23 protein-coding genes and 1 tRNA gene are annotated in these 24,847 nt (G+C 69.9%); 17 read left to right on the top strand and 7 right to left on the bottom strand.

What is annotated here, in order from left to right; translation table 11 throughout:
- Positions 1–83 precede the first annotated feature (83 nt).
- A complete protein-coding gene (gene metG, locus DPQ65_RS10340; protein ID WP_114907258.1) occupies positions 84–1,997 on the top strand; it encodes a methionine--tRNA ligase in 1,914 nt (637 codons plus the stop codon).
- Positions 1,997–2,839 carry a TatD family hydrolase gene (locus DPQ65_RS10335; protein ID WP_114907257.1) on the top strand — a complete coding sequence of 281 codons (843 nt, stop codon included), beginning with the start codon at positions 1,997–1,999 and terminating at the stop codon, positions 2,837–2,839. The genes metG and DPQ65_RS10335 overlap by 1 nt, the downstream gene beginning before the upstream one ends.
- 173 nt (positions 2,840–3,012) lie before the next feature.
- Here DPQ65_RS10335 and DPQ65_RS10330 read toward each other — a convergent pair whose 3' ends face one another.
- Positions 3,013–3,642: a superoxide dismutase gene (locus tag DPQ65_RS10330; protein WP_114907256.1), complete on the bottom strand. Its 630-nt coding sequence runs from the start codon at positions 3,640–3,642 to the stop codon at positions 3,013–3,015.
- Between the two features lie 150 nt (positions 3,643–3,792).
- On the bottom strand, positions 3,793–4,320 hold the full coding sequence (locus DPQ65_RS10325) for a DUF4282 domain-containing protein (RefSeq protein WP_162802156.1): 528 nt from the start codon (positions 4,318–4,320) through the stop codon (positions 3,793–3,795).
- Positions 4,321–4,478: 158 nt separating this feature from the next.
- On the opposite strand from DPQ65_RS10325, the gene rsmA reads away from it, so the two are divergent.
- From rsmA to DPQ65_RS10300, 5 genes are all read left to right on the top strand, one after another.
- Complete coding sequence (gene rsmA / locus DPQ65_RS10320) at positions 4,479–5,345, top strand: 16S rRNA (adenine(1518)-N(6)/adenine(1519)-N(6))-dimethyltransferase RsmA (protein WP_114907254.1); 867 nt, start codon at positions 4,479–4,481, stop codon at positions 5,343–5,345.
- Positions 5,346–5,354: 9 nt separating this feature from the next.
- Entirely contained in the window at positions 5,355–6,317 is a 963-nt protein-coding gene (locus tag DPQ65_RS10315) for a 4-(cytidine 5'-diphospho)-2-C-methyl-D-erythritol kinase (protein WP_114907253.1), read from the top strand.
- A gap of 4 nt (positions 6,318–6,321) precedes the next feature.
- On the top strand, positions 6,322–8,169 hold the full coding sequence (locus tag DPQ65_RS10310; RefSeq protein WP_114907252.1) for an ABC-F family ATP-binding cassette domain-containing protein: 1,848 nt from the start codon (positions 6,322–6,324) through the stop codon (positions 8,167–8,169).
- 62 nt (positions 8,170–8,231) lie between these two features.
- Positions 8,232–9,158 carry a DMT family transporter gene (locus DPQ65_RS10305; RefSeq protein ID WP_114907251.1) on the top strand — a complete coding sequence of 309 codons (927 nt, stop codon included), beginning with the start codon at positions 8,232–8,234 and terminating at the stop codon, positions 9,156–9,158.
- 48 nt (positions 9,159–9,206) lie between these two features.
- A complete protein-coding gene (locus DPQ65_RS10300) occupies positions 9,207–9,719 on the top strand; it encodes a MarR family winged helix-turn-helix transcriptional regulator (RefSeq protein ID WP_114907250.1) in 513 nt (170 codons plus the stop codon).
- Here DPQ65_RS10300 and DPQ65_RS10295 read toward each other — a convergent pair.
- Complete coding sequence (locus DPQ65_RS10295; RefSeq protein ID WP_114907249.1) at positions 9,716–10,453, bottom strand: VC0807 family protein; 738 nt, start codon at positions 10,451–10,453, stop codon at positions 9,716–9,718. The genes DPQ65_RS10300 and DPQ65_RS10295 overlap by 4 nt on opposite strands.
- A gap of 57 nt (positions 10,454–10,510) precedes the next feature.
- Here DPQ65_RS10295 and DPQ65_RS10290 point away from each other — a divergent pair, with 57 nt between their 5' ends.
- Complete coding sequence (locus DPQ65_RS10290) at positions 10,511–11,092, top strand: PadR family transcriptional regulator (protein ID WP_114907248.1); 582 nt, start codon at positions 10,511–10,513, stop codon at positions 11,090–11,092.
- On the opposite strand, the gene DPQ65_RS10285 is transcribed toward DPQ65_RS10290, so the two are convergent.
- Positions 11,079–11,684 (bottom strand): TetR/AcrR family transcriptional regulator, encoded by a 606-nt coding sequence (locus tag DPQ65_RS10285; RefSeq protein ID WP_162802186.1) that lies wholly within the window; start codon positions 11,682–11,684, stop codon positions 11,079–11,081. The two genes, DPQ65_RS10290 and DPQ65_RS10285, sit on opposite strands and share 14 nt — an antisense overlap.
- Before the next feature lie 139 nt (positions 11,685–11,823).
- Between DPQ65_RS10285 and DPQ65_RS10280 the strand changes: the two genes are divergently transcribed.
- From DPQ65_RS10280 to DPQ65_RS10265, 4 genes are all read left to right on the top strand, one after another.
- A tRNA-Gln gene (locus DPQ65_RS10280) sits at positions 11,824–11,905 on the top strand.
- Between the two features lie 90 nt (positions 11,906–11,995).
- Positions 11,996–13,057 (top strand): glycosyltransferase, encoded by a 1,062-nt coding sequence (locus DPQ65_RS10275; RefSeq protein WP_114907246.1) that lies wholly within the window; start codon positions 11,996–11,998, stop codon positions 13,055–13,057.
- A gap of 7 nt (positions 13,058–13,064) precedes the next feature.
- Positions 13,065–14,222 carry a UDP-galactopyranose mutase gene (gene glf / locus DPQ65_RS10270; protein ID WP_114907245.1) on the top strand — a complete coding sequence of 386 codons (1,158 nt, stop codon included), beginning with the start codon at positions 13,065–13,067 and terminating at the stop codon, positions 14,220–14,222.
- An 85-nt stretch (positions 14,223–14,307) separates the two neighbouring features.
- Complete coding sequence (locus DPQ65_RS10265; protein WP_114907244.1) at positions 14,308–16,038, top strand: AMP-binding protein; 1,731 nt, start codon at positions 14,308–14,310, stop codon at positions 16,036–16,038.
- A gap of 48 nt (positions 16,039–16,086) precedes the next feature.
- Here DPQ65_RS10265 and DPQ65_RS10260 read toward each other — a convergent pair whose 3' ends face one another.
- Positions 16,087–16,623, bottom strand: a complete 537-nt coding sequence (locus DPQ65_RS10260) for a CarD family transcriptional regulator (protein WP_162802155.1) — start codon at positions 16,621–16,623, stop codon at positions 16,087–16,089.
- 272 nt (positions 16,624–16,895) lie between these two features.
- Here DPQ65_RS10260 and glmU point away from each other — a divergent pair, with 272 nt between their 5' ends.
- The 5 genes from glmU (at position 16,896) to pth (ending at position 21,551) form a co-directional block, all read left to right on the top strand.
- Positions 16,896–18,449: a bifunctional UDP-N-acetylglucosamine diphosphorylase/glucosamine-1-phosphate N-acetyltransferase GlmU gene (gene glmU, locus DPQ65_RS10255; RefSeq protein ID WP_114907242.1), complete on the top strand. Its 1,554-nt coding sequence runs from the start codon at positions 16,896–16,898 to the stop codon at positions 18,447–18,449.
- On the top strand, positions 18,446–19,429 hold the full coding sequence (locus DPQ65_RS10250; protein ID WP_114907241.1) for a ribose-phosphate diphosphokinase: 984 nt from the start codon (positions 18,446–18,448) through the stop codon (positions 19,427–19,429). Before glmU ends, DPQ65_RS10250 begins: the two co-directional genes overlap by 4 nt.
- 17 nt (positions 19,430–19,446) lie before the next feature.
- The gene (locus DPQ65_RS10245; RefSeq protein ID WP_114907240.1) at positions 19,447–19,986 is read left to right on the top strand and encodes a DUF1697 domain-containing protein; all 540 of its coding nucleotides are present in this window, start codon (positions 19,447–19,449) and stop codon (positions 19,984–19,986) included.
- A gap of 209 nt (positions 19,987–20,195) precedes the next feature.
- Positions 20,196–20,870, top strand: coding sequence for a 50S ribosomal protein L25/general stress protein Ctc (locus DPQ65_RS10240; protein ID WP_114907239.1), 675 nt, complete (start codon positions 20,196–20,198; stop codon positions 20,868–20,870).
- Positions 20,871–20,960: 90 nt separating this feature from the next.
- Positions 20,961–21,551 (top strand): aminoacyl-tRNA hydrolase, encoded by a 591-nt coding sequence (gene pth / locus DPQ65_RS10235; protein WP_114907238.1) that lies wholly within the window; start codon positions 20,961–20,963, stop codon positions 21,549–21,551.
- Between the two features lie 302 nt (positions 21,552–21,853).
- Here the strand turns inward: pth and DPQ65_RS10230 are convergent, their stop codons facing one another.
- The gene (locus DPQ65_RS10230) at positions 21,854–22,570 is read right to left on the bottom strand and encodes a PspA/IM30 family protein (RefSeq protein ID WP_114907237.1); all 717 of its coding nucleotides are present in this window, start codon (positions 22,568–22,570) and stop codon (positions 21,854–21,856) included.
- 121 nt (positions 22,571–22,691) lie between these two features.
- Positions 22,692–24,758 (bottom strand): TPM domain-containing protein, encoded by a 2,067-nt coding sequence (locus tag DPQ65_RS16330; protein WP_114907236.1) that lies wholly within the window; start codon positions 24,756–24,758, stop codon positions 22,692–22,694.
- Positions 24,759–24,847: the final 89 nt, after the last annotated feature.

Genomic DNA, 24,847 nt, shown 5'->3' with positions numbered 1-24,847 from the left:
TCCAAACGGTCACGACGGGGGCCGGTCGCCGGTGATCGGGGCTGGTCGGTCGTCACGTGCTGCCCCCACTAGACTCGCCAGCCATGAGCCATGTCCTGTCCTCCGTCGCCTGGCCGTACGCCAACGGCCCGCGCCACATCGGCCACGTGGCCGGGTTCGGCGTGCCCTCCGACGTGTTCAGCAGGTACATGCGCATGGCTGGGCACCAGGTGCTGATGGTCTCTGGCTCCGACGAGCACGGCACCCCGATCCTGGTGCAGGCGGACAAGGCCGGGATGAGTGCTCAGGAGTTCATCGACGTCAACCACCGGCTCATCGTCGAGGACCTCACCGCCCTGGGGGTCTCCTACGACCTCTACACCCGCACCACGACCGCCAACCACGACCACGTGGTGCAGCAGATGTTCCTGGCCTGCCACCGCAATGGCTACATGATCGAGCAGACCCAGAAGGTCGCGATCAGCCCGTCGACCGGTCGCACCCTCCCGGACCGATACATCGAGGGCACCTGTCCGATCTGCAAGTATCCCGAGGCCCGCGGGGACCAGTGCGACAACTGCGGCAACCAGCTCGACCCGGTCGACCTCATCGACCCGCACAGCAAGATCAACGGCGAGGCACCGGAGTTCACCGACACCCAGCACTTCTTCCTGGACCTGCCGGCGCTCGCCGATGCGCTGTCCGAGTGGCTCGACGGTCGCGAGGCCAGCGGACTCTGGCGTCCCAACGTCATCAAGTTCTCCCAGAACATCCTCGAGGAGATCAGGCCGCGCGCGATGACGCGCGACATCGACTGGGGCATCACGATCCCGCTGCCGGGATGGGAGGAGAACCCGACCAAGAAGCTCTACGTGTGGTTCGACGCGGTCATCGGCTACCTCTCGGCGTCCGTGGAGTGGGCCCGCCGGCGTGGCGAGCCGGAGCGCTGGCGTGACTGGTGGAACGACCCGGAGGCGCTGACCTACTACTTCATGGGCAAGGACAACATCACCTTCCACGCCCAGATCTGGCCGGCAGAGATGCTCGCCCAGAACGGGGCGGGCACTCGGGGCGGTGAGCAGGGTCCCTTCGGTGAGCTGAACCTGCCGACCGAGGTTGTCTCCAGCGAGTTCCTCACCATGGAGGGGCGTCAGTTCTCCACCTCGCGCTCCATCGTCATCTACGTCCGCGACGTCCTGGAGCGCTACCAGCCCGACGCGTTGCGCTACTTCCTGTCGGCGGCGGCCCCCGAGACCGCGGACTCCGACTTCTCCTGGCCGGAGTTCGTGAAGCGGACGAACAACGAGCTGGTGGCCGGCTGGGGCAACCTGGTGAACCGGACCGCCTCGATGATCGCCAAGAACTTCGGCGAGATCCCCGCCGCGGGCGACCTCGAAGACGTCGACCGTGCCCTGCTGGGGCAGATCGCCGAGGGCTTCACCAACGTCGGACGGCTGATCGCCACGCACAAGCAGAAGGCCGGACTGGCCGAGGCGATGCGCCTGGTGGGTGAGGCCAACGCCTACGTCTCCACCACCGAGCCGTTCAAGCTCAAGGGCGAGGACCAGCGTGCCCGGCTCGCCACGGTGCTGCACGTCCTGGCGCAGGCAGTCGTCGATCTCAACACCCTCCTGTCGCCCTTCCTGCCGCACAGCTCCAACGCGGTCCACGCGGCACTCGGCGGCACGGGGCAGTTCATGCCCATGCCGCACGTCGAGGAGGTGAGCGACCTCGACGAACCGCAGCGCCCGGCATACCCGATCATCACCGGTGACTATGCCGGCATGCCCCCCTGGGAGAGCCGACCAGTCACGGTCGGGGCGCCGGTGGCCAAGCCCACGCCGATCTTCACCAAGCTGGACACGGCCATCATCGATGAGGAGCGGCGTCGCCTCGGCCTGGTCGATGAGGACGGCAACGAGGTCAGCGCGGACGGCTCTGTCGCCGGGGAGAACGGCGAGGGCAGTGGCGACGACGGCGACGGCACCGCCCCCACCGGTGGCGGCCCCGGAGCGTGATGGCGCAGAGCCCTCGGGCGCAGGCCCCCCCTGCCCCCGAGCCACTGCCGATCCCGGTCGTGGACAACCACTGCCACCTCGACATCGGCAGGGACGGCCCCGCAGTGAACCTTGCCGACCAGATCGCGGCCGCGGCGCAGGTGGGGGTCGACCGCCTGGTGCAGATCGGATGTGACCTGCCGAGCGCCCGGTGGACGGCCCAGGTCCTCGACACGCACCCGGCGTTGCTCGGTGGCGTGGCGGTCCATCCCAACGAGGCACCCGGGCACGCCGCGGCCGGGGACCTGGACGACGCGCTCACCGAGATCGAGGCGCTCGCAACCCATCCGCGGATGCGGGTGATCGGCGAGAGCGGCCTGGACTACTACCGCACCGGTCCCGAGGGGGTCGGCGCCCAGCAGGAGTCGTTCCGGGGCCACATCGAGATCGCCAAGCGGACCGGGCTGGCGCTGCAGATCCACGACCGCGACGCCCACGAGGACGTGCTGCGCATCCTGGCCGAGGAGGGGGCCCCCGACCGGGTCGTCCTGCACTGCTTCTCCGGTGACATGGCGATGGCCCGGGAGTGCGTGCGGCGGGGGTACTTCCTGTCCTTCGCCGGCACGGTGACGTTCAAGAACGCCAGAGATCTGCGCGATGCGCTTGCGGTGACCCCTCTGGAGCACCTGCTCGTGGAGACCGATGCGCCCTATCTGACGCCCAGCCCGCACCGGGGGCAGATCAACGCCCCCTACCTGATCCCCCTCACCGTGCGCGCGATGGCCACCACGCTGAACGTCGCAGTCCCCACGTTGTGCCAGGCGGTGTCGGCGAACTCAGAGCAGGTCTACGGCCCCTGGTGACCGCCCCCCTCCTGACCGAGCGCACGGTCGCCTGAGATCTCACCCCACCGGGCGCGCCGTCGCCTGAGATCTGACCCCACCGGGCGCACGGGCTGCGGGCCCCACCCTCCGCCTGGTGGCACGACAACGGCCCCGGTGCACGTGCACCGGGGCCGCTGAGGGTCGCGAGGTCGTCAGGAGCTAGGGACGATCAGCCCGTTGGTGGTGGTCCGGGCCGCCTCGAAGCGGGACTGGACGTCCGCCCAGTTGGCGACGTTCCACCAAGCGGTGACGTAGTCGGCCTTGACGTTGCGGTACTGCAGGTAGAAGGCGTGCTCCCACATGTCCAGCATCAGCAACGGAACGAGGCCGGCCGAGAGGTTGCCCTGGTGGTCGTAGAGCTGGCAGAGGATCAGCTTCTGGCCGAGGGTGTCCCAGGCCAGGATCGACCAGCCGGAGCCCTGGATGCCGAGCGCGTTGGCCGTGAAGTGCGCGCGGAAGGCGTCGAAGCTGCCGAACGTGTCATCGATCGCGGCGGCCAGTTCACCGACCGGCTTGTCGCCACCGTCCGGGGACATGTTCGGCCAGAAGACTGAGTGGTTCACGTGGCCGGCGAGGTTGAACGCCAGGTTCTTGGAGAGCATGTTGACGTTGCCGAAGGAGTCCTTGTCGCGGGACTCGGCCAACTGCTCGAGGGCGGTGTTGGCGCCGGTGACATAGGCGTTGTGGTGCTTGGAGTGGTGCAGCTCCATGATCTCGCCGGAGATATGCGGGGCGAGTGCGCCGTAGTCGTAGGGAAGATCGGGAAGTGCATAGTCAGCCACAGCAAACAGCTCCTCAGTTGTCGATGTCCACAGGCTTCGAGCCTGTCCTACCTACAACGTAGTTGCAACCGTGGAGCATTCCCCCGGCGGGGGCTCTGAGGCTCACCCCGCCGGGCAGCGCGGGCCTGGTCACCCAGGCCCGCGCTGAGCTCAGCGGCGGGGCGCTCCGCCGCTGCGGTGGATATCGTCGGACATGCGCACGATGGCGAAGTAGAACTCCAGGGTCATCCGCCAGAACGCCAGGTAGACCACGGCGATGACAGGCCCGACGATCAGCACGATGAGTCCGAGCACCGGCTCTGTGCTGAAGCCGCTGACGAGGGCGCCCAACCAACCGAGCCCGATCAGGATCATGCCGACCAGGTAGACGATGCTGACGATCTTGGGCGTGATCAGGGTGTGGAAACGCCAGTCGAACAGGGCGGCGAAGAAGCCCTTGGCGTCCATGGCGCCCTCCTGGTTGCTCGGCGGCTGCGGCGCGGGCTGACCGCCCTGCCACCCACCGGTCTGCGGGGCGGGCTGACCGCCCTGCCACCCACCGGTCTGCGGCGCGGGCTGACCGCTCTGCCACTGAGCACCCTGCGGCGAGGAGGGCGGCGGGGAACCCGGCGGCTGGTTCGGGTCAGGGGACTGGTTCGGGTTAGGGGACTGGTTTGGGTCCTGGGGTGGCACTGACATGACGTCTCTCCCTCGGTCGCGAGCATGTGGTCTATCGGGCCAGCGGTGTGGCCTGGCCGGACCATATCGGCAGGCCCCCGCACGGACAATGGGTCCGGATGGCACAGGCACCAGTGGCGCGCACCGGGTCGACCCGTGCGCCATTAGGCTGGCCGGTCATGGAGCCACACCCCCACGACCAGTTGCTCAGCCCGGCGCAGATCCGCGAGCTGGCCGGCCGCCTGGGAGTGCGTCCCACCAAGACATGGGGACAGAACTTCGTCATCGACGCCAACACGGTGCGCAAGATCGTCCGCCAGGCCGGTGTCGGGCCGGACGATGTCGTGGTCGAGGTCGGGCCGGGGCTGGGCAGCCTCACCCTGGCTCTGCTGCACACGGTCGACCGGGTGACCGCCATCGAGATCGACCCGGTGCTGGCCGAGCAGCTGCCAACCACGGTCGCCGAGGTTGCTCCGGAGCGTGCCGATCGCCTGACGGTCCTGCAGCAGGACGCCCTGAGAGTCACCCAGCTGCCGGACCCCCAGCCGACCGCGCTGGTCGCCAACCTGCCCTACAACGTGGCTGTGCCGGTCGTGCTGCACCTGCTGGAGGTGCTGCCCACCCTGGAGCGGGTGCTGGTCATGGTGCAGCTTGAGGTCGCCGACCGGCTGGTCGCGCCGCCGGGCAACCGCGTCTACGGAGTGCCCAGCGTCAAGGCCGCCTGGTATGCGGAGGTCTCACCGGCGGGGAGGATCGGCCGGAACGTCTTCTGGCCGGCTCCCAACGTCGACTCGGGGCTGGTGCGCATGGTCCGGCGTGACCCGCCGGTCACCACCGCAGACCGGCGGGAGGTCTTCGCGGTGATCGACGCAGCCTTCGCCCAGCGTCGCAAGACCCTCCGGGCGGCGCTCGCCGGCTGGGCTGGATCCCCGGCCGCGGCCGAGCAGGCGCTCCGGGCGGCCGGTGTGGATCCGAGCGCCCGCGGAGAGCGCCTGACGATCGAGCAGTTCGCGGCCATCGCTGCTGCCCGCGGCCCCGACGCATAGGGTGGCGGCATGAGTCTGGCCGTCGAGTCCCGCGGTGTCACCGTCCGTGTGCCCGGGAAGATCAACCTGGAGCTGGTCGTGGGACCGCTGCGCGAGGACGGCTATCACGAGCTGGCCACGATCTATCACACCGTCGCGATCTACGACTATGTCACCGCCACGGAGGCCGACAGCTGGTCCGTGGAGGTCACCGGCGCGACGGCCGAGGGCGTGCCCACCAACACGAGCAACCTGGCGCTGAAGGCGGCCAAGATGCTCGCCCGCCGCTATGGCATCGAGGGCGCCGTCGCGCTGAGCATCGACAAGAACATCCCTGTCGCAGGCGGCCTGGCCGGCGGATCGGCGGACGCGGCGGCGGCCCTGGTCGCCTGCGACGCACTGTGGGAGTTGCAGCTGAACCGCGACGAGCTGGAGCCGATCGCTGCCCGGCTCGGCTCCGACGTGCCGTTCCTGTTGCACGGTGGCACCGCCGTCGGGTCCGGACGCGGAGAGCGGCTCGCTCCGGTGCTCGCCCGGGGAGAGCTGCACTGGGTGCTGTGGGTGAGCCCGGACACGGGCCTGTCGACCCCGCAGGTGTATGCCGAGTGCGACCGTCTGCGAGAGGCCTCCGGCAGCTCGGTGGGAGACCCGGTGCCTTCCGGGGACCTGATGGCAGCGCTGCGGACCATGGACCCGGCCGAGGTCGGTGCCGCCCTGCGCAACGACCTCCAGGAGGCGGCGATCTCGCTGTATCCCGTGCTCGCCGAGGTGCTCGAGGCCGGCACCACCCTGGGCGCTCAGGGAGCCATTGTCTCCGGGTCCGGGCCGACCGTCGTCTTCCTGGTGAGCACGCAGGCCGAGGCGATCGACCTCTCCGTCGGACTGGCTGCCCGTGGGCCGGCCGGCGACATCCGCCGCGCCACCGGCCCTGTCGCAGGCGCCCAGGTGATCCACTCCGTCGCGCCGACCGGCCCGCAGAACTTCTCCGGCTGAGCGGATGGCCAACCTCATAGCGACCGACCGCGCACGTCTGATCGCGGGCACCCAGGTGTTGCTGGACGACGTCTCCCTCGGGGTCCTCGACGGCGAGCGCATCGGCGTGCTCGGCCGCAACGGCGGCGGCAAGACCTCCCTGCTGGGGGTGCTGCAGGGCAACCGCGAGCTCGACACCGGACGCGTGCTCCGACCGGCCGGCGTGACCAGCGGGATGCTCGCCCAGGCCGACGTGCTCGACCCTGACGCGACCGTCCGACAGGTCGTCCTCGGCGACCTGGCCGAGCATGAGTGGGCCGGTGACCCCCGGGTCCGGGAGATCGTGTCCGGGCTGCTGGGCGACCTGGGCGCTACCGTACTCGGGGGTCTGGACTCCCCCGTCGGAGCCAAGTCCGGCGGTGAGCTCCGCCGGCTGGCGCTGGCGGCGCTGCTGGTGCGCGACCCCGACCTCCTGCTGCTCGACGAGCCCACCAACCACCTGGACGTCGAAGGCGTGGCCTGGCTCGCGGCATACCTGTCCCAGCGTCGTCCCCGTCCCGGCAGCGGTCTGGTCTTCGTCACCCACGACCGGTGGTTCCTGGATGCCGTCGCGACCCGCACCTGGGAGGTGAGCGACGGGCAGGTCCACAGCTATGACGGGGGCTACGCCGCCTATGTGCTCGCCCGGGCCGAGCGGGCGCGGGTGGCGGCGGTCACCGAGGAACGTCGCAACAACCTGCTGCGCAAGGAGCTGGCCTGGCTGCAGCGCGGGGCGCCGGCCCGGACCAGCAAGCCACGCTTCCGGATCGACGCTGCCGAGGCCCTGGTCGCCAACGAACCCCCGCCGCGGGACAGTGTCGAGCTGGTCCGGTTTGCCACGACGCGGCTCGGCAAGGACGTCCTGGACCTGCTGGACGCGACCGTCCGGCTCGGTGACCGGGTGCTGCTCGACGACGTCACCTGGCGGATCGGCCCCGGAGACCGGTTCGGCATCGTGGGAGTGAACGGCGCCGGCAAGTCGACCCTCTTCCGAGCCCTCATGGGCCAGATCCCGCTGGAGGACGGCACGCTCAAGACCGGCAAGACCGTCCGTCTGGCGTGCCTCAGCCAGGACCTGCGAGAGCTGGAAGCGGTCGCGGGCCGGACGGTGATCGATGCCATCACGCAGGTTCGCTCGTTCACGGTCCTGGGCGGCAAGGAGATCTCCGCGAGCCAGCTGGCCACCCGCCTCGGCTTCACCGGCGGGCGGCAGCAGTCGCGCGTCGGCGACCTGTCCGGGGGCGAACGGCGACGACTGCAGTTCCTCCGCCTGCTGATGGACGAGCCCAACGTGCTGCTGCTCGACGAGCCGACCAACGACCTGGACATCGACACGCTGACCTCGATGGAGGACGTGCTCGACGGGTGGGCCGGCACGCTGCTCGTGGTGTCCCACGACCGCTACCTGCTGGAGCGGATGACCGACCGGCAGGTGGCCCTGCTGGGTGACGGCGGCCTACGTGACCTGCCCGGTGGGGTGGAGCAGTATCTCGAGCTGCGACGCGCCATGCAGACCCGGGCGGAGCGTGGGGGACCGGCTCCACAGGCCTCAGGTGGCTCGCACTCCACGGCGAAGGCATCGGGCGGCGCCCAGTCCGGGGGATCGTCGGCTCCTCGTGCGGCCGAGGTGCGCGAGGCCCGCAAGACCGTGGCCCGGGTCGAGAAGGCGCTGGCCCGGCTCGGGGAGCGGGAGACCCGGGTGCATGAGGAGATGGTGGCGCAGGCGACCAACGCCGAGGCGATGATGCGGCTCAGTGCCCAGCTCGCCGCGATCCGCGACGAGAGGGAGACGTTGGAGCTGGAGTGGCTGGAGGCCGCCGAACTGGCCGACTAGCAGCGTCCAGCCTGTCACGGCTCGACCCGAGCCGCTTCTGTCACGAGAGGAGCCGCCGTCGTATGCCCCACTCCGGCGCTGGCACCCGGCACGGGCGCCTGGTCGCCGTCGTCGCCCTGCTGGGGGCCACGCTCTGTTGGGCCGGCAACTACCTCGTGGGAGCCGTGGCCGTGCAGAGCATCACCCCGCTCGACCTGGTGCTGCTCCGGTGGTTGTTCGCGTTGCCGCTGCTGGTCGTTCTCGCCCGGCGGGAGAGACCGTCCCTCCGCGTGGTGCTCTCGCAGTGGCGCTGGTTGGTGGCCCTGAGCCTGACCGGCCTGCTCTGCTATCCGTTGCTGGTCTATGTGGCGCTGGAGCACACCTCGGCACTGAGCGCCTCGCTCGTCAACTCCACCAATCCCGCGCTCATCGTTCTCGTCGCCGCCCTCGTCCTGCGAGAGCGGCTGACCCCGCTGGTCGTCGCAGGCGTGAGTCTCGCGGTCGTCGGGGCGCTGATCGTCCTCAGCCGCGGTGACCTCAGGGTGCTGCTCGCGGCACGGTTCGGTGCCGGTGAGCTGGTGATGCTCGGCGCGGTCGTGGCCTGGACTGCCTACACCATCATTGGGAGGGCTGGCCAGGGCAGGTTGCAGGTGCCGCCGGTGACCGCCCTGGCGGTGCAGGCAGCGATCACCGTGGTGGTGCTGCTGCCGTTCAGTCTCGCCGCCGGAGGACCGAGCCTCTCGCTGACCCCACAGGCCCTGGGGGCAGTCCTGTTCATCGCGGTCTTCCCCTCGGTGCTGGCCTATCTGCTGTGGAGCCGTGCTCTGGTCGACCTCCCCGCGGGCAGCGCCGGAGTCTTCCTCAACCTGGTCACGGTGTTCGTCGCCGCCTTCACCATCCTGGTCGGGCAGCCCTACTCGGCGGCTCAGCTCATCGGCGGGCTGGTCGTGATCGGCGGGGTGGTCGCGACCAGCCTGCCCTCGCGCCGTGCCGTGTCCCAGGCGTCGTGAGCCCCGTGCCCTGAGGTTGGGCAGCGTGCGGCTCATTACAGTGAGTCCATGGCTGACACCGAGCGCACCGCTCCCGACCAGGTCGACGGCATCGTCGCGGCCTGGCGGCGAGAGCGCCCGGACCTGGACGTCTCACCACTGGAGGTCCTTTCGCGGGTGAGCCGGCTGGCTCGCCACCTGGACCTGGCGCGTCGCCACGCGTTCGACCAGTGGGGTCTGGTGGCCTGGGAGTTTGACGTGCTGTCTGCTCTGCGCCGGTCGGGGGAGCCCTATCAGTTGTCGGCGGGTGACCTGGTCCGCGAGACGCTGGTGACCAGCGGCACCATGACCAACCGGATCGATCGGCTGGTCGCGCACGGCATGGTGGCGCGCACTGCGTCGCCGACGGATCGGCGCACCGTGCTGATCACGCTCACCGCGCAGGGTCGGGAAGCCGTGGATGGTGCCCTGGCCGGCCTCGTCGAGGATGAGCGCGACCTCCTGATCGGCCTGTCGCCGCAGGAGCGTGACGAGCTCGCCGCCCTGCTCCGACGCCTGCTGACGCCCTTCGAGCAGGACTAGGACGACACGGACGCGTCCTCCACGGGCGCGTCCTCTGCCGGCGCGTCCTCGGCCTCGTCCATGAGTGGCCCTTCCAGGCGGCGCTCCGCGCGAGCGGAGAACCAGGCTGTCCAGGCGATCATCGCCAGACTCAGCAGTGGAGTGGCTGCCCGCAGGAGCGGCGCGGACACCTCCACGGGAAGTGTCAGGACCGCAGTCACGTGACCGGCAGCTGCCAGCAGATAGGTCATGGCCCAGACGAGAGTGATCCGGCGATACAACCAGCGGAACGGTGTGCTCCCATGCCACAGCTCCTCCCACTGCTGACGTCCCGCGGCTCCGGGCGCCACGAAGCGCCGCACCAGCCAGAACAACAGGGGCCGGCCCCACACGAGGCTCGCGGTGGCGACCACCCCGAACAGGACGAGGCCGGCCGACCCCTTGAGCAGGAGAACCCGGGCGTCTCCACTCACGAGGGCGAGGAGCAGGGAGGTCAGGAAGCCCAGCACGACCAGCAGCAGTGAGGTGTCGAGGGTGCTGCGGACGATGGCCGTCCATGCGGCCCGTGCCACCGCGACCGCGCCAGCGGCAATGATGGCGCCGACAGTGCCCCACCCCGCGGTGATCGCGAGCCAGAAGGCCGCCAGCGACAGCCCGACGTCGAGGGCGAGCTCACCGGCCAGTGCGCGGACCCACGACGTGGCGCGTGGAAGGGGCGCCTCCTCGGTCTCGCAGACAGTCACCGGTAAGCCCATGTGTCGAGAGTGACATGTCGAGTTCGACATGTCAAGATAGTCATATAGGCTCTGGGGATGGCCCTTCGATACGCGATTCTCGGCCTGCTGCTGGACCGTCCGAGCAGTGGCTATGACCTCGCCGGGCGGTTCGCGGACGTCATCGGGGCCTACGCATGGGATGCCAAGCACAGCCAGATCTATCCTGAGTTGCGCCGACTCGACCAGGAGGGGTTGGTCGAGGTCGTCGATCGTGGGGCGCGACGACGCACCACCTATCGCTGCACGGGAGAGGGGCTGACCGCTCTGCGGGCCTGGCTGATGGCTGCTCCGACATCGACCGGAGGCGTGAAGAATGAGCATGCCCTGCGACTCTTCCTCCTCGGGGTGCTCGAGCCGGAGGAGGCACTCGAGGTCCTCCGACAGACCGAGGCCGGTGCGCGTGGCAAGGTCCAGGATCTCGAGGCGGAGTTCGCCGCACTGCAGGAGCGCACTGGGAGTGCGTCCGGTGGTCCGCTCGGGCTCACGGTCCAGTTGGGCATCCACAGTTTCCGTGCGACCGCGCAGTGGGCACGCTGGGCCAGCGAGCAGCTCGGTGCCGACGCCGACCTCGACCGTTCCCGTGCCGATCAATGTGGCAGCGGATCTAGCGCGGGTTGATCAGCCGCAGGCTCGGCTTGGACTCCAGACCGGACAGCCCGTTCCACGCGAGATTGACGACGTGGGAGGCCACGTCCTCCTTCTTGATCTTGCGGGAGTCCAGCCACCACCCACCGGGGGTGGCGACCATGCCGACCAGCATCTGCGCATACAGCGGCGCCATCTTGGGGTCGAGGCGCTGCCGCTTGAACTCGGCCGCGAGGATGTGCTCGACCTGACTGGCGACGTCGCTGATCAGAGAGGCGAAGGAGCCGGTGGACTGCCCGGGAGGGCTGTCCCGCACCAGGATCCGGAAGCCATCGGTGGAGTTCTCGATGTAGTCCAGCAGCGACAGGGCGGCGCGCTCGAGCAGTGCTCGGGGGTGGCCCGGCTCGGACAGGGCGTTGGTGATCGCGTTGAGCAGGGCCTGGATCTCGCGGTCGACGACGACGGCATAGAGCCCCTCCTTGCCGCCGAAGTGCTCATAGATCACGGGCTTGGAGACCTCGGCCTTGGCGGCGATCTCCTCGACCGTGGTGCCCTCGAAACCCTTCTCCGAGAACAGTCTCCGCCCGATCGAGATGAGCTGCTCGCGCCGTTGGGGCCCGGTCATGCGGTGGCGGGCAGCGGGCGTGGACAGTTTGGGATCGGGGCGGCTCACACGCTCCATTCTGCCTTGTCGGCGCGGGCGGCTGGGGTCTCGGGCCGGATCTGGCCTAACCTTGACCGGTCCGGTGCATGTCGCCGGGTGTTCCCCGGTTGCTCTGCTGGCAGGGGCCGCCTGACTTTGAATCAGGATTAGCGACGAAGGTTCGATTCCTTCCCGGGGAGCCAGCGCTGTGGGTGTGCTGTGGGTCCGGGGCGCCGTGGGTGCGCCCCGGAAACCTGTTGCAGTAGGGCAGGCCGTGGACTTGGGTCGGGGACATGACAGCCGCGACCCAGACGCCTCGGGGGCTCCCCCCTGCGCACCGTCGTGCCTTCGTCACCTTCCTGATGTTCAACGACAGCTACCTGCCCGGGTGCCTGATGGCTGCGTATGGACTCCGCCGGCAGGGCAGCTGCTCGGACCGGGTGTGTCTGGTCACTGAGCAGATCTCGGACCGTGCCCGCGATGCGCTGCGACTGCTCTACGACCAGGTGCTGCCGGTGGACGAGTTGGGTGTCCCGAGGAATGAGGCGGCATCTTCGGTGGCTGCACCGAGGACCGGGTCTGCGCGGGTTTCCGGTGCCGAACTGACGCGCTTCGCCTCCCTGCGGCTGGGGCCGGACGGTGACTTCGGGACCGCTTACGAGAAGGTCATCAACCTGGACGCCGACCTGCTGCCGGTGCGCGACTTCGAGCGGTTGTGGCACGCTCCGGCACCGGCCGGCATCGTCAACGAGCGTCGCGAGCACATGGCAGATATCGACCACCGGGGCCGGCTCATCCCGCGACCCGCGGCGCTGGAGACCGGGGAGTGGGTGTGGCACGACGTCTACGGTGACGTGTGCCCGCCTGGTGCGCCGGTCCCGCGCGAGATCACCGACCGCGTCGCCTTCGACGTTCAGAACTATGGCGTGAACGCCTCATTGCTGGTGATCAAGCCTTCGATGGCGACGTATCGGGCCTTCCTACGGTGGATCGCCGAGGGCGAGCCGCACCAACTGGCGCGGGACCGGTGGCCATGGACCGATCAGCAGGCAGCCACGCTCTACTGGTCCGGGAACTGGACGAGTCTGGACCCGAGCTACTCGATGTTCTACGGCCACCCGAGCATCGAGCTGGCCCGGGGCCTGCACTTTGCCGGCGTCAAGCCGTGGTCCTGGCGCAAGCGGGGGTTTGACCGGAGGCTGGCGCGGTTTCCGGACTACGCGCTGTGGAGCCACCGGTTCCTCGAGATGCTCGAGGAACTGCCGCAGCTGCGGTCCTTCGGCGGACTCCGGCGCCTGGAGCGCGTGCTGCGCAGGGCGCTGCACGGTGCTCACGGCAGGGTCGCGGTGCGCTGAGGCAGGCATGGACGCGGATCTGCTCGTCGTGGGCGCGGGGCTGTTCGGGCTGACCGTCGCCGAACGCGCGGCCTCCGTGCACGGGCTGCGGGTCCTGCTGATCGACGCCCGGGCACGCCTGGGCGGCAACGTGGCGAGTGAGGTCGACCCACAGACCGGGATCGAAGTGCACCGCTACGGCACCCACGTCTTCCACACCAACAACGAGCGGGTGTGGGAGTACGTGAGGAGGTTCACCGCGTTCACCGACTACACCCACCGAGTGTTCACCGTCCACCGTGGCGAGGTGTTCCCGATGCCGATCAGCCTCGCCACGATCAACCAGTACTTTCGGGCGGCGCACAGCCCGAGCAGTGCGCGACAGCTCATCCGCGAGCAGGCCGCGGAGCTGGGCAGCGGGGAGGCCCGGGACCTCCAGGAGCGGGCGATCGGTCTGATCGGCCGGCCCCTCTATGAGGCCTTCATCCGCGGCTACACCGCCAAGCAGTGGCAGACGGAGCCGCGCGACCTGCCACCGTCGGTCATCAGCAGGCTCCCGGTGCGCTACACCTACGACACGAGGTACTTCAACGATCGGCACCAGGGCCTGCCCGTCGATGGCTACAGCGCCTGGGTGGCGCGGATGGCGGACCATCCGCGCATCGAGGTGCGCCTGGACACCGATTTCCTCGACTCCGCGAGCCCGGTGCGCAAGGGTGCCGTCGTCGGGCAGCTTCCGGTGGTCTACACCGGCCCGCTGGACCGCTACTTCGACGACTTTGAGGGGGAGCTCCGGTGGCGCACCTTGGACCTGGAGCAGGACGTGGTGCTCACCGGGGACTTCCAGGGGACCAGCGTGCTCAACTTCGCTGATCCCGAGGTGGCCTACACCCGGGTCCACGAGTTCCGGCACCTCCACCCGGAGCGGGACTACCCGACGGACCGGACGGTCATCATGCGGGAGTATCCGCGGCTGGCGACCCGCCAGGATGAGCCCTACTACCCGGTGGGGACACCACAGGACCGTGCCCTGGTGCGGCGTTACCGCGAGCATGCGGCCGCAGAACCGGGCGTGGCCTTCGGGGGCCGGCTGGGCACCTACCGCTACCTCGACATGCACATGGCCGTGGCCTCCGCTCTCAGCCTCGTCGACAACGACCTGGTGGGTCTGCTCCGTGCGCTCTGATTCCGTCCCGGAGTGGTCGGGGACGGCCCCCTGGCGTGGGTGCCACCACGGGAAGTCGTCCAGCCAGTCCTGACAGACTGCCGGTATGACTGACCTGACCGATGCCACGAACGCCTACCGCGCAGCCCGCGACGGTCTCCTCGCGCTGGCCGGAGAACCGGAGCGCGCCCGGGAGGAGTTCCGTTATCCGGACGTCGGCCAGCGATGGAACTGGGCGGTCGACTGGTTCGACGCCATCGCGCGCGGCAACGACACACCGGCGCTGATCGTCGTCGAGGAGGACGGCTCCGACCAGCAGCTGACCTTCGACCAGGTCGCGACGCGGTCCGACCAGGTCGCGGCCTTCCTTGCGGCACAGGGTGTCTCGAAGGGCGACAGCGTCATCGTGATGCTCGGCAACCAGCTTGAGCTGTGGGACACCATGCTCGGCATCATCAAGCTCGGCGCCGTCATCATGCCGACCACGACGGCGGCCGGACCGGCCGACCTGCGGGACCGGGTCGCCCGGGGCGGTGCCCGGTGCGTGGTGGTCAACCCCGCTGACGCCGGCAAGTTCGACCAGGTGCCCGGGGACTACGTCCGGGTGAGCGTCGGGGAGGTGAGTGGCTGGACCGACCTGCACTCGGCATACCGCGAGCCAGCAGGGCCGGTGGAGCACCCGGGCACCGGGCCTGCCGACCGACTACTGCTCTACTTCACCTCCGGCACGACCAGCCAGCCCAAGCTCGTGGAGCACACCCAGTCCTCCTACCCCATCGGGCACCTGTCGACCATGGCATGGCTCGGCGTGCGCCCCGGGGACGTGCACCTCAACATCTCCAGTCCGGGTTGGGCCAAGCACGCCTGGTCCTGCTTCTTCGCGCCGTGGATCGCCGAGGCGACGATCATGGTCTACAACTACGCGCGGTTCGACGCCGCAGCGCTGTTGAAGGTGCTCCGGAGCTATCGCGTGACCACCTTCTGTGCGCCGCCGACGGTGTGGCGCATGCTCATCAACGCCGATCTCTCCGGCGGTCCCGGCGCACTGCGTGAGGTCATCGGCGCCGGCGAGCCGCTGAATCCCGAGGTGATCTCCCAGGTGAGTCGGCAGTGGGGGCTGACCCTGCGCGACGGCTACGGCCAGACCGAGACCACGGCACAGGTGGGCAACATGCCGGGGGAGCGGGTCAAGCCCGGCTCCATGGGGCGACCCCTGCCTGGTATGCCGTCAGTGCTGGTGGATGTCGAGTCCGGCCAGGTGGTGGTGGGCCCGGGCGAGGGCGAGCTGTGCCTGGACCTGTCGGCCGCGCCCGTCGCGCTGATGACCGGCTACCAGGGGGACGACGCGCGCAACACCGAGGCGATGGCCGGCGGCTTCTACCACACCGGCGACGTGGCAGAGCGGGACGGCAACGGCATGATCACCTACGTCGGCCGCACCGACGACGTCTTCAAGGCCAGCGACTACAAGATCAGCCCGTTCGAGCTGGAGTCGGTGCTCATCGAGCACCCGGCCGTGGCCGAGGCGGCTGTCGTGCCGGCCCCGGACGAGGTGCGGTTGGCGGTGCCCAAGGCCTATATCGCGCTGGCCCCGGGGCACGAGCCCACCCGCGAGACGGCCCTGGCCATCCTGCGCCACGCCCGGAAGAACCTGCAGCCGTGGCAGCGGGTGCGTCGGATCGAGTTCTATGAGCTCCCCAAGACGATCTCCGGCAAGATCCGGCGGGTCGAGCTGCGCGGGCGGGAACAGGAGCTGGCGGTTGCTCCCGCCAACTCCGGAGACGGCCGTGCCGCGGAGTGGCGCGACAGCGACTTCCCCGAGCTGCGCTCCCAGTAGCCCCCGAGCTGCGCTCCCAGTAGCCCGGGAGCCAGGAGCCCGGCGTGCTCAGCCGGCCGGCGACAGCTGCGTAGGAGTGGGGACCTCCTCGCCGCTCACGGCGGCGACGAGCAGTTCCTCGGCCCGTTCGGGGGAGACCTCGAGCGCCGCCACGAACTCCCCGAGCAGGGGCTGCTCGGCCCGTCGGAGCAGGTCCTTCTCAGCGGGGGACAGGCCGTCGGCCCGCTCGCGGCGCACGAGATCACGCACGACCTCCGCGGTGACCCGCAGGTCGCCGCGCAGCAGCCGGTCCTGCTGGCTCTTCATCCGGCGGGAGAACTGTCGGTCGAAAGGCAGGCTCGGCGCCCGGAGCTCATCCAGCACCTCCTGGACCTGCTCGGCGGTCAGGACGGGCCGGAGGCCGATCTCCGCGGCCCCGTCCGCCGGCACGGACACGGACATGTCGGTGCGCTGCACCCGCAGGGTCAGGTAGGCCCGTTCGACGCCGCCGACGACGCGGGTCATCGTCCCCTCGAAGATCACCGGGCCGTGGTGGGGGTGGACGAGGAGCTGACCGGTGCTGAGCTGGTCTGCGGTGAACTGCATGGCGGGGACCCTTCCTTCTTGTCGGTCGCGCCCGGGGCGACGCACGTCGCGCTCCGGTTCGGGGCGCGGTCCCGTCACAGGCCGACACCTGTTCCAACGCCGAACGACCACAGGAGATTCCCCATCGACCGATCCCCCGCTGCCGCGCGAGTGTTCGTCGCCTGGCGCGAGGGCCGGGAGACACCACTCCCGGTGGACGGGTAGCATCCACCTGGGTGACCCCGAGGGCCGCCAGCAGTGTTTAGTCCCCGAGACCTTGGGAGCGACTTCGCGTGAGCGAGAACCGCCCGGCAGCTGTCATCATCCTCGCAGCGGGTGAGGGCACCAGGATGAAGTCCAAGACCCCGAAGGTCCTGCACCCCATCGGTGGGCGCAGCCTGGTCGGGCACGCCATGCACGCCGCGCGCGGCACCCACCCGGCCCACCTGGCCGTGGTCGTCCGCCACCGGCGCGAGCTCGTGGCCCCGCACGTGACCGAGACCGACCCGGACGCTCTCATCGCCGACCAGGACGAGATCAAGGGCACCGGTCGGGCCGTCGAGTGCGGGCTGGAGGTGCTGCCCGCGGACCTGACCGGCACGGTTCTGGTGACCTATGGCGACGTGCCCCTGCTGACCACCCAGACCCTCCAGGCGCTCACCAGGGCCCATGAGGAGGCGGGCAACGCGGTCACGGTCATCACCTCGATCCTGGACAACCCGCACGGCTATGGCCGGGTCGTGCGCGACACCGACGGACAGGTGCAGCGGATCGTCGAGCAGAAGGATGCTCTTGCCGCCCGGGAGACCGGAGGGCAGGACGCCGCGGCCCTCGACATCCAGGAGATCAACTCCGGGATCTATGCCTTCGACGCCCAGGTCCTGCGTGAGTCCCTGGCGCAGGTCGGCACGGACAACGCCCAGGGCGAGAAGTACCTCACGGACGTCCTGGGCCTGGCGCGGGATGCCGGGCGCGCGGTGCGTGCCCACGTGGTGGAGGACCGCTGGCAGTCCGAGGGCGTGAACGACCGGGTGCAGCTGGCCACCCTCGGACGGATCCTCAACGAGCGCAACGTCGAGCGGTGGCAGCGCGCGGGCGTCACGGTCGTGGACCCGGCCACCACCTGGATCGATGCCGACGTCACGATCGGGCAGGACACGGTCATCCGCCCCGGCACCCAGCTGCTGGGCGCCACCACGATCGGGGAGAGCGCGGTGATCGGTCCGGACACGACGTTGACCAGCGTCCAGGTCGGCGACGGCGCCAGCGTGGTGCGCACGCAGGCCGAGCTCGCGGTGATCGGCCCCGAGGCGACGGTCGGCCCGTTCAGCTATCTGCGCCCCGGCACGGAGCTCGGCGCCAAGGGCAAGATCGGCGGCTTCGTGGAGACCAAGAACGCCGTGATCGAGGACGGTGCCAAGGTCCCGCACCTGACCTATGCCGGCGACGCGACGATCAGGGAGGGCGCCAACATCGGCGCTGGCACGATCTTCGCCAACTACGACGGGGTCAATAAGCACCACACGACGATCGGGCGGCACTCCTTCGTCGGCTCCAACTCCGTGCTGGTCGCGCCGGTGAACGTCGCCGACGGTGCCTATGTCGGTGCCGGCTCCGCGGTCACCAGCGACGTCGAGCCCGGGCAGATCGCGGTGTCCCGGGCGCGCCAGCGCAACATCGACGGGTGGGTGGCCCGCAAACGCCCCGGCACCGGCACGGCCGATGCCGCCGCGGCAGCCGGTGCCAGTGGGCCAGCCCCCACCGAGCCCAGCGACGCCACAGCCCACGACCAGGACCAGGCCGGCACTCGGCATACCGCCACCGAGCCCGAAGGGGGCCAGGCATGACCGGCATCCAGAAGACCACCCAGAAGAACCTGATGATCTTCAGTGGGCGGGCCCACCCGGGCCTGGCCGAGGAGGTCACCACCACCCTGGGCACGGACCTGGTCCCGACCGACGCCTACTCCTTCGCCAACAGCGAGATCTACGTCCGGTTCGATGAGTCCGTCCGCGGCTGTGACGCCTTCGTCATCCAGAGCCACACGGCGCCGGTCAACGAGTGGATCATGGAGCACCTGATCATGGTCGACGCGCTCAAGCGTGCCTCGGCCAAGCGGATCACCGTGGTGCTGCCGTTCTACGGCTACGCCCGTCAGGACAAGAAGCACCGTGGTCGCGAGCCGATCTCCGCGCGGCTGATGGCCGACCTGTTCAAGACTGCCGGCGCCGACCGGCTGATGGCCGTCGACCTGCACACCTCGCAGATCCAGGGTTTCTTCGACGGACCGGTCGACCACCTGATGGCGCTGCCGATCCTGAGCTCCTACGTCAGGAAGCACTACGGCAAGGAGGAGCTGGCGATCGTCTCGCCCGACGCTGGCCGCATCAAGGTCGCCGAACAGTGGAGCCAGCGCCTGGGCGGCGCCCCGCTGGCCTTCATCCACAAGACCCGGGACATCACCCGCCCCAACCAGAGCGTGGCCAACCGGGTCGTCGGTGAGGTCGCCGGCCGCACCTGCATCCTGGTCGACGACATGATCGACTCCGGCGGCACCATCTGCCAGGCGGCGGACGCCCTGATGAAGGACGGCGCCAACAGTGTCGTCATCGCGGCGACGCACCCGATCTTCAGCGGGCCGGCGGTCGAGCGGCTCTCCAACTCGGTCGCACGCGAGGTGGTCGTCACCAACACCCTGCCACTGTCGGCCGAGGCCCGGGCACTGGACAAGATCACCGAACTGTCCATCGCGCCGCTGATCAGCCAGGCGATCCGCGCGGTCTTCGAGGACGGCTCGGTCACCAGCATGTTCGACGGTCACGCCTGAGCTGAGAGGTTGCGCGCGTGCCCACCTATGTCGGATTCCTGCGCGCGGTCAACCTTGGAGCGAAGCGCAGGTTCCCCAAGGACGACCTGCGTGCGGTCACCGAGGCGGCGGGGTTCACGGACGTCGCCACCTATCTGAACACCGGCAACGTCCGGGTCACCTCCCGGATGCGCTCGACGGCCCGTGTCGAGGACGCGCTGGAGACGGCCTTCACCCGTGACCGCGGGTTCGAGGTGCCGACCATCGTCCTCGGGCTCGCCGAGCTGAGCGAGATCGTCTCGTATGCCGAGGTGCTGGCTGCGGAGCACGGCCCGCTCCAGCGGCACTACGTCTCCCTGGTGCGCGAGCCGCTCCCGGCAGCGGCTGCGGAGCGCGTCGAGGCGGCCTCCGGCCCGAAGGTGACCGTCGCCGTTCGCGGACGCAGCGTCCACCAGATGTGGGAGCACGCCGTGCCCGGCGACGTCGACCCGCTGGGCGCGGCCACGTCCCGGCTGCTCGGGGTGACCACGGCCCGCACCGCCGGTGTGCTGACCGAGGTGGCCCGCCGCTGGGGCTGAACAGATTGGGGTGGAGGACCCAAGTTGGTTCAGGCCATACTGCTGACCTAGACTGACCGACTGTTGCCTCGGCGAGGGACGCCGCACGAAGACGTGGCGCGTCCGTGAATCGACGCGGTTGTGCCGACTTTGACGGCCCTGCCTCCGCGTCGTGCCGCGCCCCGCGTCGAGGCCCCACCCGATGAACCACCAACCCCGGAGGCCCCGACATGGCTGACCAACTTTCCATCTCCGCCGAGATGCGCACCGAGTTCGGCAAGGGTGCAGCCCGCCGCGTCCGGCGCGCCGACAAGGTGCCCGCCGTCCTCTACGGCCACGGCACCGATCCGATGCACCTGACCCTGCCGGGCCACGACACGATGATGGCGCTGAAGCACACCAACGCCGTCCTCAGCCTGGACGTCGAGGGCAAGGAGCACCTGGCCCTGGTCAAGGATGTCCAGCGTGACCCGATCAAGCGCACCATCGAGCACGTCGACCTGGTCATCGTCCGCAAGGGCGAGAAGGTCGTCGTCGACGTCTACGTCCACGTCGAGGGCCAGGCCGCGCCGGAGACGCTGGTCACCACCGACTACACCGAGGTGACCGTCGAGACCGACTTCACCAAGATCCCGGAGTCCTTCGTCGTCTCCGTCGAGGGCCTGGAGGCCGGCACCCAGATCCTGGCCGGCGACATCGAGCTGCCCGCGGACGTCACCCTGGTCACCGACCCCGAGGCGCTCCTGGTCAACGTCACCCAGGCCATCTCCGAGGAGGCCCTGGAGGCCGAGCTGGCTGAGGCTGAGGAGGAGGTCGGCATCGAGCACGAGGAGCCCGACGCCGACGCAGAGGACGCCAAGGCCGAGGGCGAGGGCGACGACGAGGCCAAGGCCGAGGACGCCTGACCGGCGCACCTGCCGGACCACACGGCATACGATCGGGGTCGCCTCGGACACCACGTCCGGGGCGGCCCCGCCGTCATTCTTGGAGGACTCATGGACCCCTGGTTGGTGGTCGGGCTGGGCAACCCCGGGCCGAAGTATGCCGGCAACCGGCACAACATCGGAGCCATGGTGATCGCCGACCTCGCCGAGCAGGCTGGGGTGGTCGCCAAGCAGCACAAGTCTCGTGCCTGGGTCAGTGAGATCCGGCTCGGCACGCTGCCCGGCGGAGCCCCCGGCCCCCGCGCCATCCTGGCCCAGCCGATGACCTATATGAACGTCTCGGGTGGCCCGGTCGCCTCGCTGGTGGCGTTCTACAAAGTGCCGCTGGAGCAGGTCGTCGTGGTGCACGACGAGCTCGACATCGACTTCGGTGCGGTCAAGCTCAAGCGCGGCGGCGGCGAGGGCGGGCACAACGGCCTGCGCTCCATCAGCCAGTCACTCGGCACGCGGGACTACCTCAGGGTGCGTCTGGGCGTCGGACGACCGCCGGGGCGGCAGGACCCGGCCGCCTACGTCCTGTCCGACTTCCCCGCCCGCGACCGGGTCGAGGTCGAACTGCTCATCGGGGACGGGGTGGACGCCGTGACCGACCTCGTGCACACCGGCCTGGAGGCCACGCAAGGGCGCTTCCACTCGCGCTGAGGGAGCGTTCCATCCCCACCGAGCGCGCCGACTCGCGAGATGTCACCCCACCCAGCGCGCCGACTCGCGAGATGTCACCCCACCGAGCGCGCCGACTCGCGAGATGTCACCCCACCGAGCGCGCCGGCGAGATGTCACCCCACCGAGCGCGCCGGCTCGCGCTGCACGCCGGTGCCAGCTCACGGCGGCTGGCTGTGCCCTGCGCCGACTGGGCGCGGTCGTGACCGACCACGGGCCCGCCGGAAGGATCCGGCGGGCCCGTGGCGCTGGTCAGCTGGCGCCCCAGAGTGGCTGGGGACGGGTCAGCCCTGGCTCCTCAGCGCAGCTAGGCGCGCCTCGATCTCTGCATCGTGGCTGTGGTCCTCGAGCTCGTCGAACTGGTCCTCGATGGAGGTCGTTTGCGCCTCGGCGCGACCGGCGACGAGCGCCTCCTCGCGCTTGATCTTCTCCTCGAAGCGGCCCAGGTCGCTGGTCGGGTCCATGACGTCGATGGAGCGCATCGCGTCGTTCACCTTGGCCTGCGCCTCAACGGAACGGGCCCGCGCCACCAGGGTGCCGCGCTTGGACTTCAGCTCCTCGAGCTTGGTCTTCATGCTGACCAGGCCCTCCTTGAGCTTCTCGACGGTGACGTTCTGCTGCTCGATCGCCGGACGTGCGGCGCTGGCGTCGTTCTCGTGCTGGATCTGGCGCTGGAGGGCGATGCGGGTCAGGTTCTCAAACTTGCTGGCGCCCGCGGCGTCGCCCTGGCCCCGCAGCTCCTCGGCCTTGCTGTTGGCAGCGGCAGCCTTGCGACCCCATTCCTGCGCGGTCTCCTCGTCGCTGCGCAGGTCGGCCTCGGCCATGCGCACGTTGGCGATGGTCTGTGCGACGGCCTCTTCAGCCTCGGCGATGGAGTTGGTGTAGTCACGCACGAGCTGGTCGAGCATCTTCTCCGGGTCCTCGGCGCGGTCCAGGAGGGAGTTGATGTTGGCCTTCGCGAGCTGGCTGATGCGGCCCAGGATGGTCTGCTTCTGAGTCATGGTCCTAGTGTCCTTTCGTGGGGACCGAGGTAGTGCGAGGTCGTCGTGCCAGTTCTTGTGTAATGACGGCTCACGCCGTCGATTGGTTCCGTCCAGTCAAGCGCATCAGGGTGCCGAGATCTCAGAAGCGGCCCCCCACAGAGGTCGAGCCGCCGCCACCGAAGCCGCCGCCACCGCCGAAGCCGCCACCACCGCCGAAGCCCCCGCCACCACCGAAGCCGCCGCCACCACCCCAGCCGCCGCTGTGCCGGTTGCCACCGCCAGCCAGGATGCCGCCGAGGATGACTGACAGGGGGTCGATCCCGCCCCGACGCCCACCGCCGCCCATCGGGCCGTTCCAACGGTCGAGATCCTGCTGCGCCTCGCTGAGGGCGCGCTCGCCGAGCTGCTCGGCCTGGTTGAGCAGGTTGGCCGCCTGCTGGGGGTCGTCCCGGGTGAGACGCTGGGCCTGCTCGAACAGGCGCATCGCCTCGGAGATGCGGGTGCGGGCACCGCTGTTGACGGCACCGCGGCGGGTGGAGATCGTCTCGTCGATGCTGCGCAGCCGCGCGCCGACCCGGGAGACGCGGGCGTTGAGGTCCTCACGGACCTTGGTGCGCTTGCTCTCGGCGTCGCGCAGGGGATCGAGCAGGGTGTCCAGATCGTGCTCGGTGGCGTCCAGGGTGGCCAGGGCGGCCAGCGGGTCGCCGGAGGTGTCCGCGCTCTGCCCCTGGGCGATCGCCCGGCGAGCCCGCTCGACGACCGGCTGGATGACGGGGTCCTTGGGGGCGAGCCGCTGGGCGTCCTGGACATCGGAGGTCAAGGAGGAGATCGCCCTGGAGAGCACCTGCTTGGCGTTGGCCAGGTCGTTGTCGGCCGAGGCGATGGCATCCAGGAGTCGGACGGCCTGCCCGAGTGCCTCCTCGCTCGCTCGGGCCGCGGCGACCGCGGACGGTCGGTCGGTGGCCACGGACTCACGGCCGGCCTCGACGAACCCCTCGGCGCTGTTCAGGAGCCGCTCGGCCTGGACCCGGTGGTCCCGCACCGTCCCGAGGGCCTGCTGCGGATAACGTGCGGCCAGCCCCTGGATCTCCTGGTCCGCGACCGGGAGGCGTCCGCGCACCTCCTGCGCCCGGCCGGCGAGCTCCTCGAGGAACTGGGGCACGGTGTCCTGGAGGGCGCGCATCTCGGCGAACTCCGCCGCGTGGGCGTCCAGGCTCGCCTTGGCGCTGGAGCACAGCTGGATGATCTGTCCCAGCATGCTCCGCTCGACCGGCTCGGCCTCCTTGTCGGAGTCGTCGAGCTGCTGACGGATCTGGAAGGCCTCCTGGGAGGTGCGTCGCGCCTCCCCGAGGACGGTCCGGAACTGTTCGGTCTGCTGCTGGCCGAACTGCGCCTCGGCGAAGGCGAGCTCCTCCTCGGCGCTGCGCAGGGAGTTGTCCAGGTCGACCAGGGCTGCGGCGGCGACGCGCTGCAGCTCCTGGGTGGGGACCTGTGCCGTCTGGCTGGACTCGGCGGGCAGCTGCCCGGCGCGCTCGCGGCTCTGCCGGGCGCTCTTGTTGCCCATCGAGGAGATCACCTTGGAGCCCACGATGGCCACGACCGGGACCGCGAACATCCAGGGAATGTTGAAACCGCCGCCGGATCCGCTGCCCCCTGAGCTGCCGGAGCTGCCAGAGCCGCCGGAGTCGATGGCCGTGTTCACCCCGTCCGGCAGCACCTCGGCCAGGCCCTCCGTGGCGGCGATGGAGGCCCCGGCCCAGTCGTCCTGCCCCAGGGCCGGCTCCACGTAGCTGCTCGCGACCTCGTTGAGGGCGCTCGCGGGGATCGCGGAGCTGCCGGTCAGGCCGTAGGCGCGCTGCTCGACGGCCACCGACAGCAGAATGTCGTCGCCGTCGAAACCATTGAGGTTGTAGGTCTCATCGGACCAGCCAGGGCCGTCCGCGCGGTCGAACTCGTCGACATAGATCACGAAGAGCTGCAGGCCGGTCTCGTCCCGCAGATCCTGGATCGCCTCCTCGATCTCGGCCTCGCTGCCACTGAGCACCCCGGCCCGGTCGTTGATCTGGTCGGTGATCTCCAGCGGCGCCTCTTCTGCCAGGGCTACCTGCGCGGTGAGGGTCAGCGGCACGGCGAGGGCGGCACCGACGACCAGCGTGGCCCCCCAGGACCTGGTCGTGCGGCGGCTCGGCTCGGCAATCTGGGTCACGGTGTGATCTTCCTGTCAATGAGCCGGGGGTGCAACCGCCCCCGGGCCGAAACATGTGGCTGTCCGTCCTGGCCTTTAGACTGGCAGAA

The sequence above is a fragment of the Ornithinimicrobium murale genome (genome assembly GCF_003352835.1).
Lineage (GTDB): Bacteria > Actinomycetota > Actinomycetes > Actinomycetales > Dermatophilaceae > Ornithinicoccus > Ornithinicoccus muralis.
Note: the sequence above shows the minus strand (reverse complement) of the source record. Positions and strands in the feature narration are given on the sequence as shown.

Coding starts and splice junctions, on each gene's coding strand:
- DPQ65_RS10295 (WP_114907249.1), bottom strand. CDS start 10,453: ATGGGCTTACCGGTGACTGTCTGCGAGACCGAGGAGGCGCCCCTTCCA.
- DPQ65_RS10300 (WP_114907250.1), top strand. CDS start 9,207: ATGGCTGACACCGAGCGCACCGCTCCCGACCAGGTCGACGGCATCGTC.
- DPQ65_RS10275 (WP_114907246.1), top strand. CDS start 11,996: ATGACAGCCGCGACCCAGACGCCTCGGGGGCTCCCCCCTGCGCACCGT.
- DPQ65_RS10265 (WP_114907244.1), top strand. CDS start 14,308: ATGACTGACCTGACCGATGCCACGAACGCCTACCGCGCAGCCCGCGAC.
- glf (WP_114907245.1), top strand. CDS start 13,065: ATGGACGCGGATCTGCTCGTCGTGGGCGCGGGGCTGTTCGGGCTGACC.
- DPQ65_RS10305 (WP_114907251.1), top strand. CDS start 8,232: ATGCCCCACTCCGGCGCTGGCACCCGGCACGGGCGCCTGGTCGCCGTC.
- DPQ65_RS10290 (WP_114907248.1), top strand. CDS start 10,511: ATGGCCCTTCGATACGCGATTCTCGGCCTGCTGCTGGACCGTCCGAGC.
- DPQ65_RS10315 (WP_114907253.1), top strand. CDS start 5,355: ATGAGTCTGGCCGTCGAGTCCCGCGGTGTCACCGTCCGTGTGCCCGGG.
- DPQ65_RS10230 (WP_114907237.1), bottom strand. CDS start 22,570: ATGACTCAGAAGCAGACCATCCTGGGCCGCATCAGCCAGCTCGCGAAG.
- rsmA (WP_114907254.1), top strand. CDS start 4,479: ATGGAGCCACACCCCCACGACCAGTTGCTCAGCCCGGCGCAGATCCGC.
- DPQ65_RS10285 (WP_162802186.1), bottom strand. CDS start 11,684: ATGACCGGGCCCCAACGGCGCGAGCAGCTCATCTCGATCGGGCGGAGA.
- DPQ65_RS10250 (WP_114907241.1), top strand. CDS start 18,446: ATGACCGGCATCCAGAAGACCACCCAGAAGAACCTGATGATCTTCAGT.
- DPQ65_RS10325 (WP_162802156.1), bottom strand. CDS start 4,320: ATGTCAGTGCCACCCCAGGACCCAAACCAGTCCCCTAACCCGAACCAG.
- DPQ65_RS10310 (WP_114907252.1), top strand. CDS start 6,322: ATGGCCAACCTCATAGCGACCGACCGCGCACGTCTGATCGCGGGCACC.
- DPQ65_RS10260 (WP_162802155.1), bottom strand. CDS start 16,623: ATGCAGTTCACCGCAGACCAGCTCAGCACCGGTCAGCTCCTCGTCCAC.
- pth (WP_114907238.1), top strand. CDS start 20,961: ATGGACCCCTGGTTGGTGGTCGGGCTGGGCAACCCCGGGCCGAAGTAT.
- DPQ65_RS10240 (WP_114907239.1), top strand. CDS start 20,196: ATGGCTGACCAACTTTCCATCTCCGCCGAGATGCGCACCGAGTTCGGC.
- DPQ65_RS10335 (WP_114907257.1), top strand. CDS start 1,997: ATGGCGCAGAGCCCTCGGGCGCAGGCCCCCCCTGCCCCCGAGCCACTG.
- metG (WP_114907258.1), top strand. CDS start 84: ATGAGCCATGTCCTGTCCTCCGTCGCCTGGCCGTACGCCAACGGCCCG.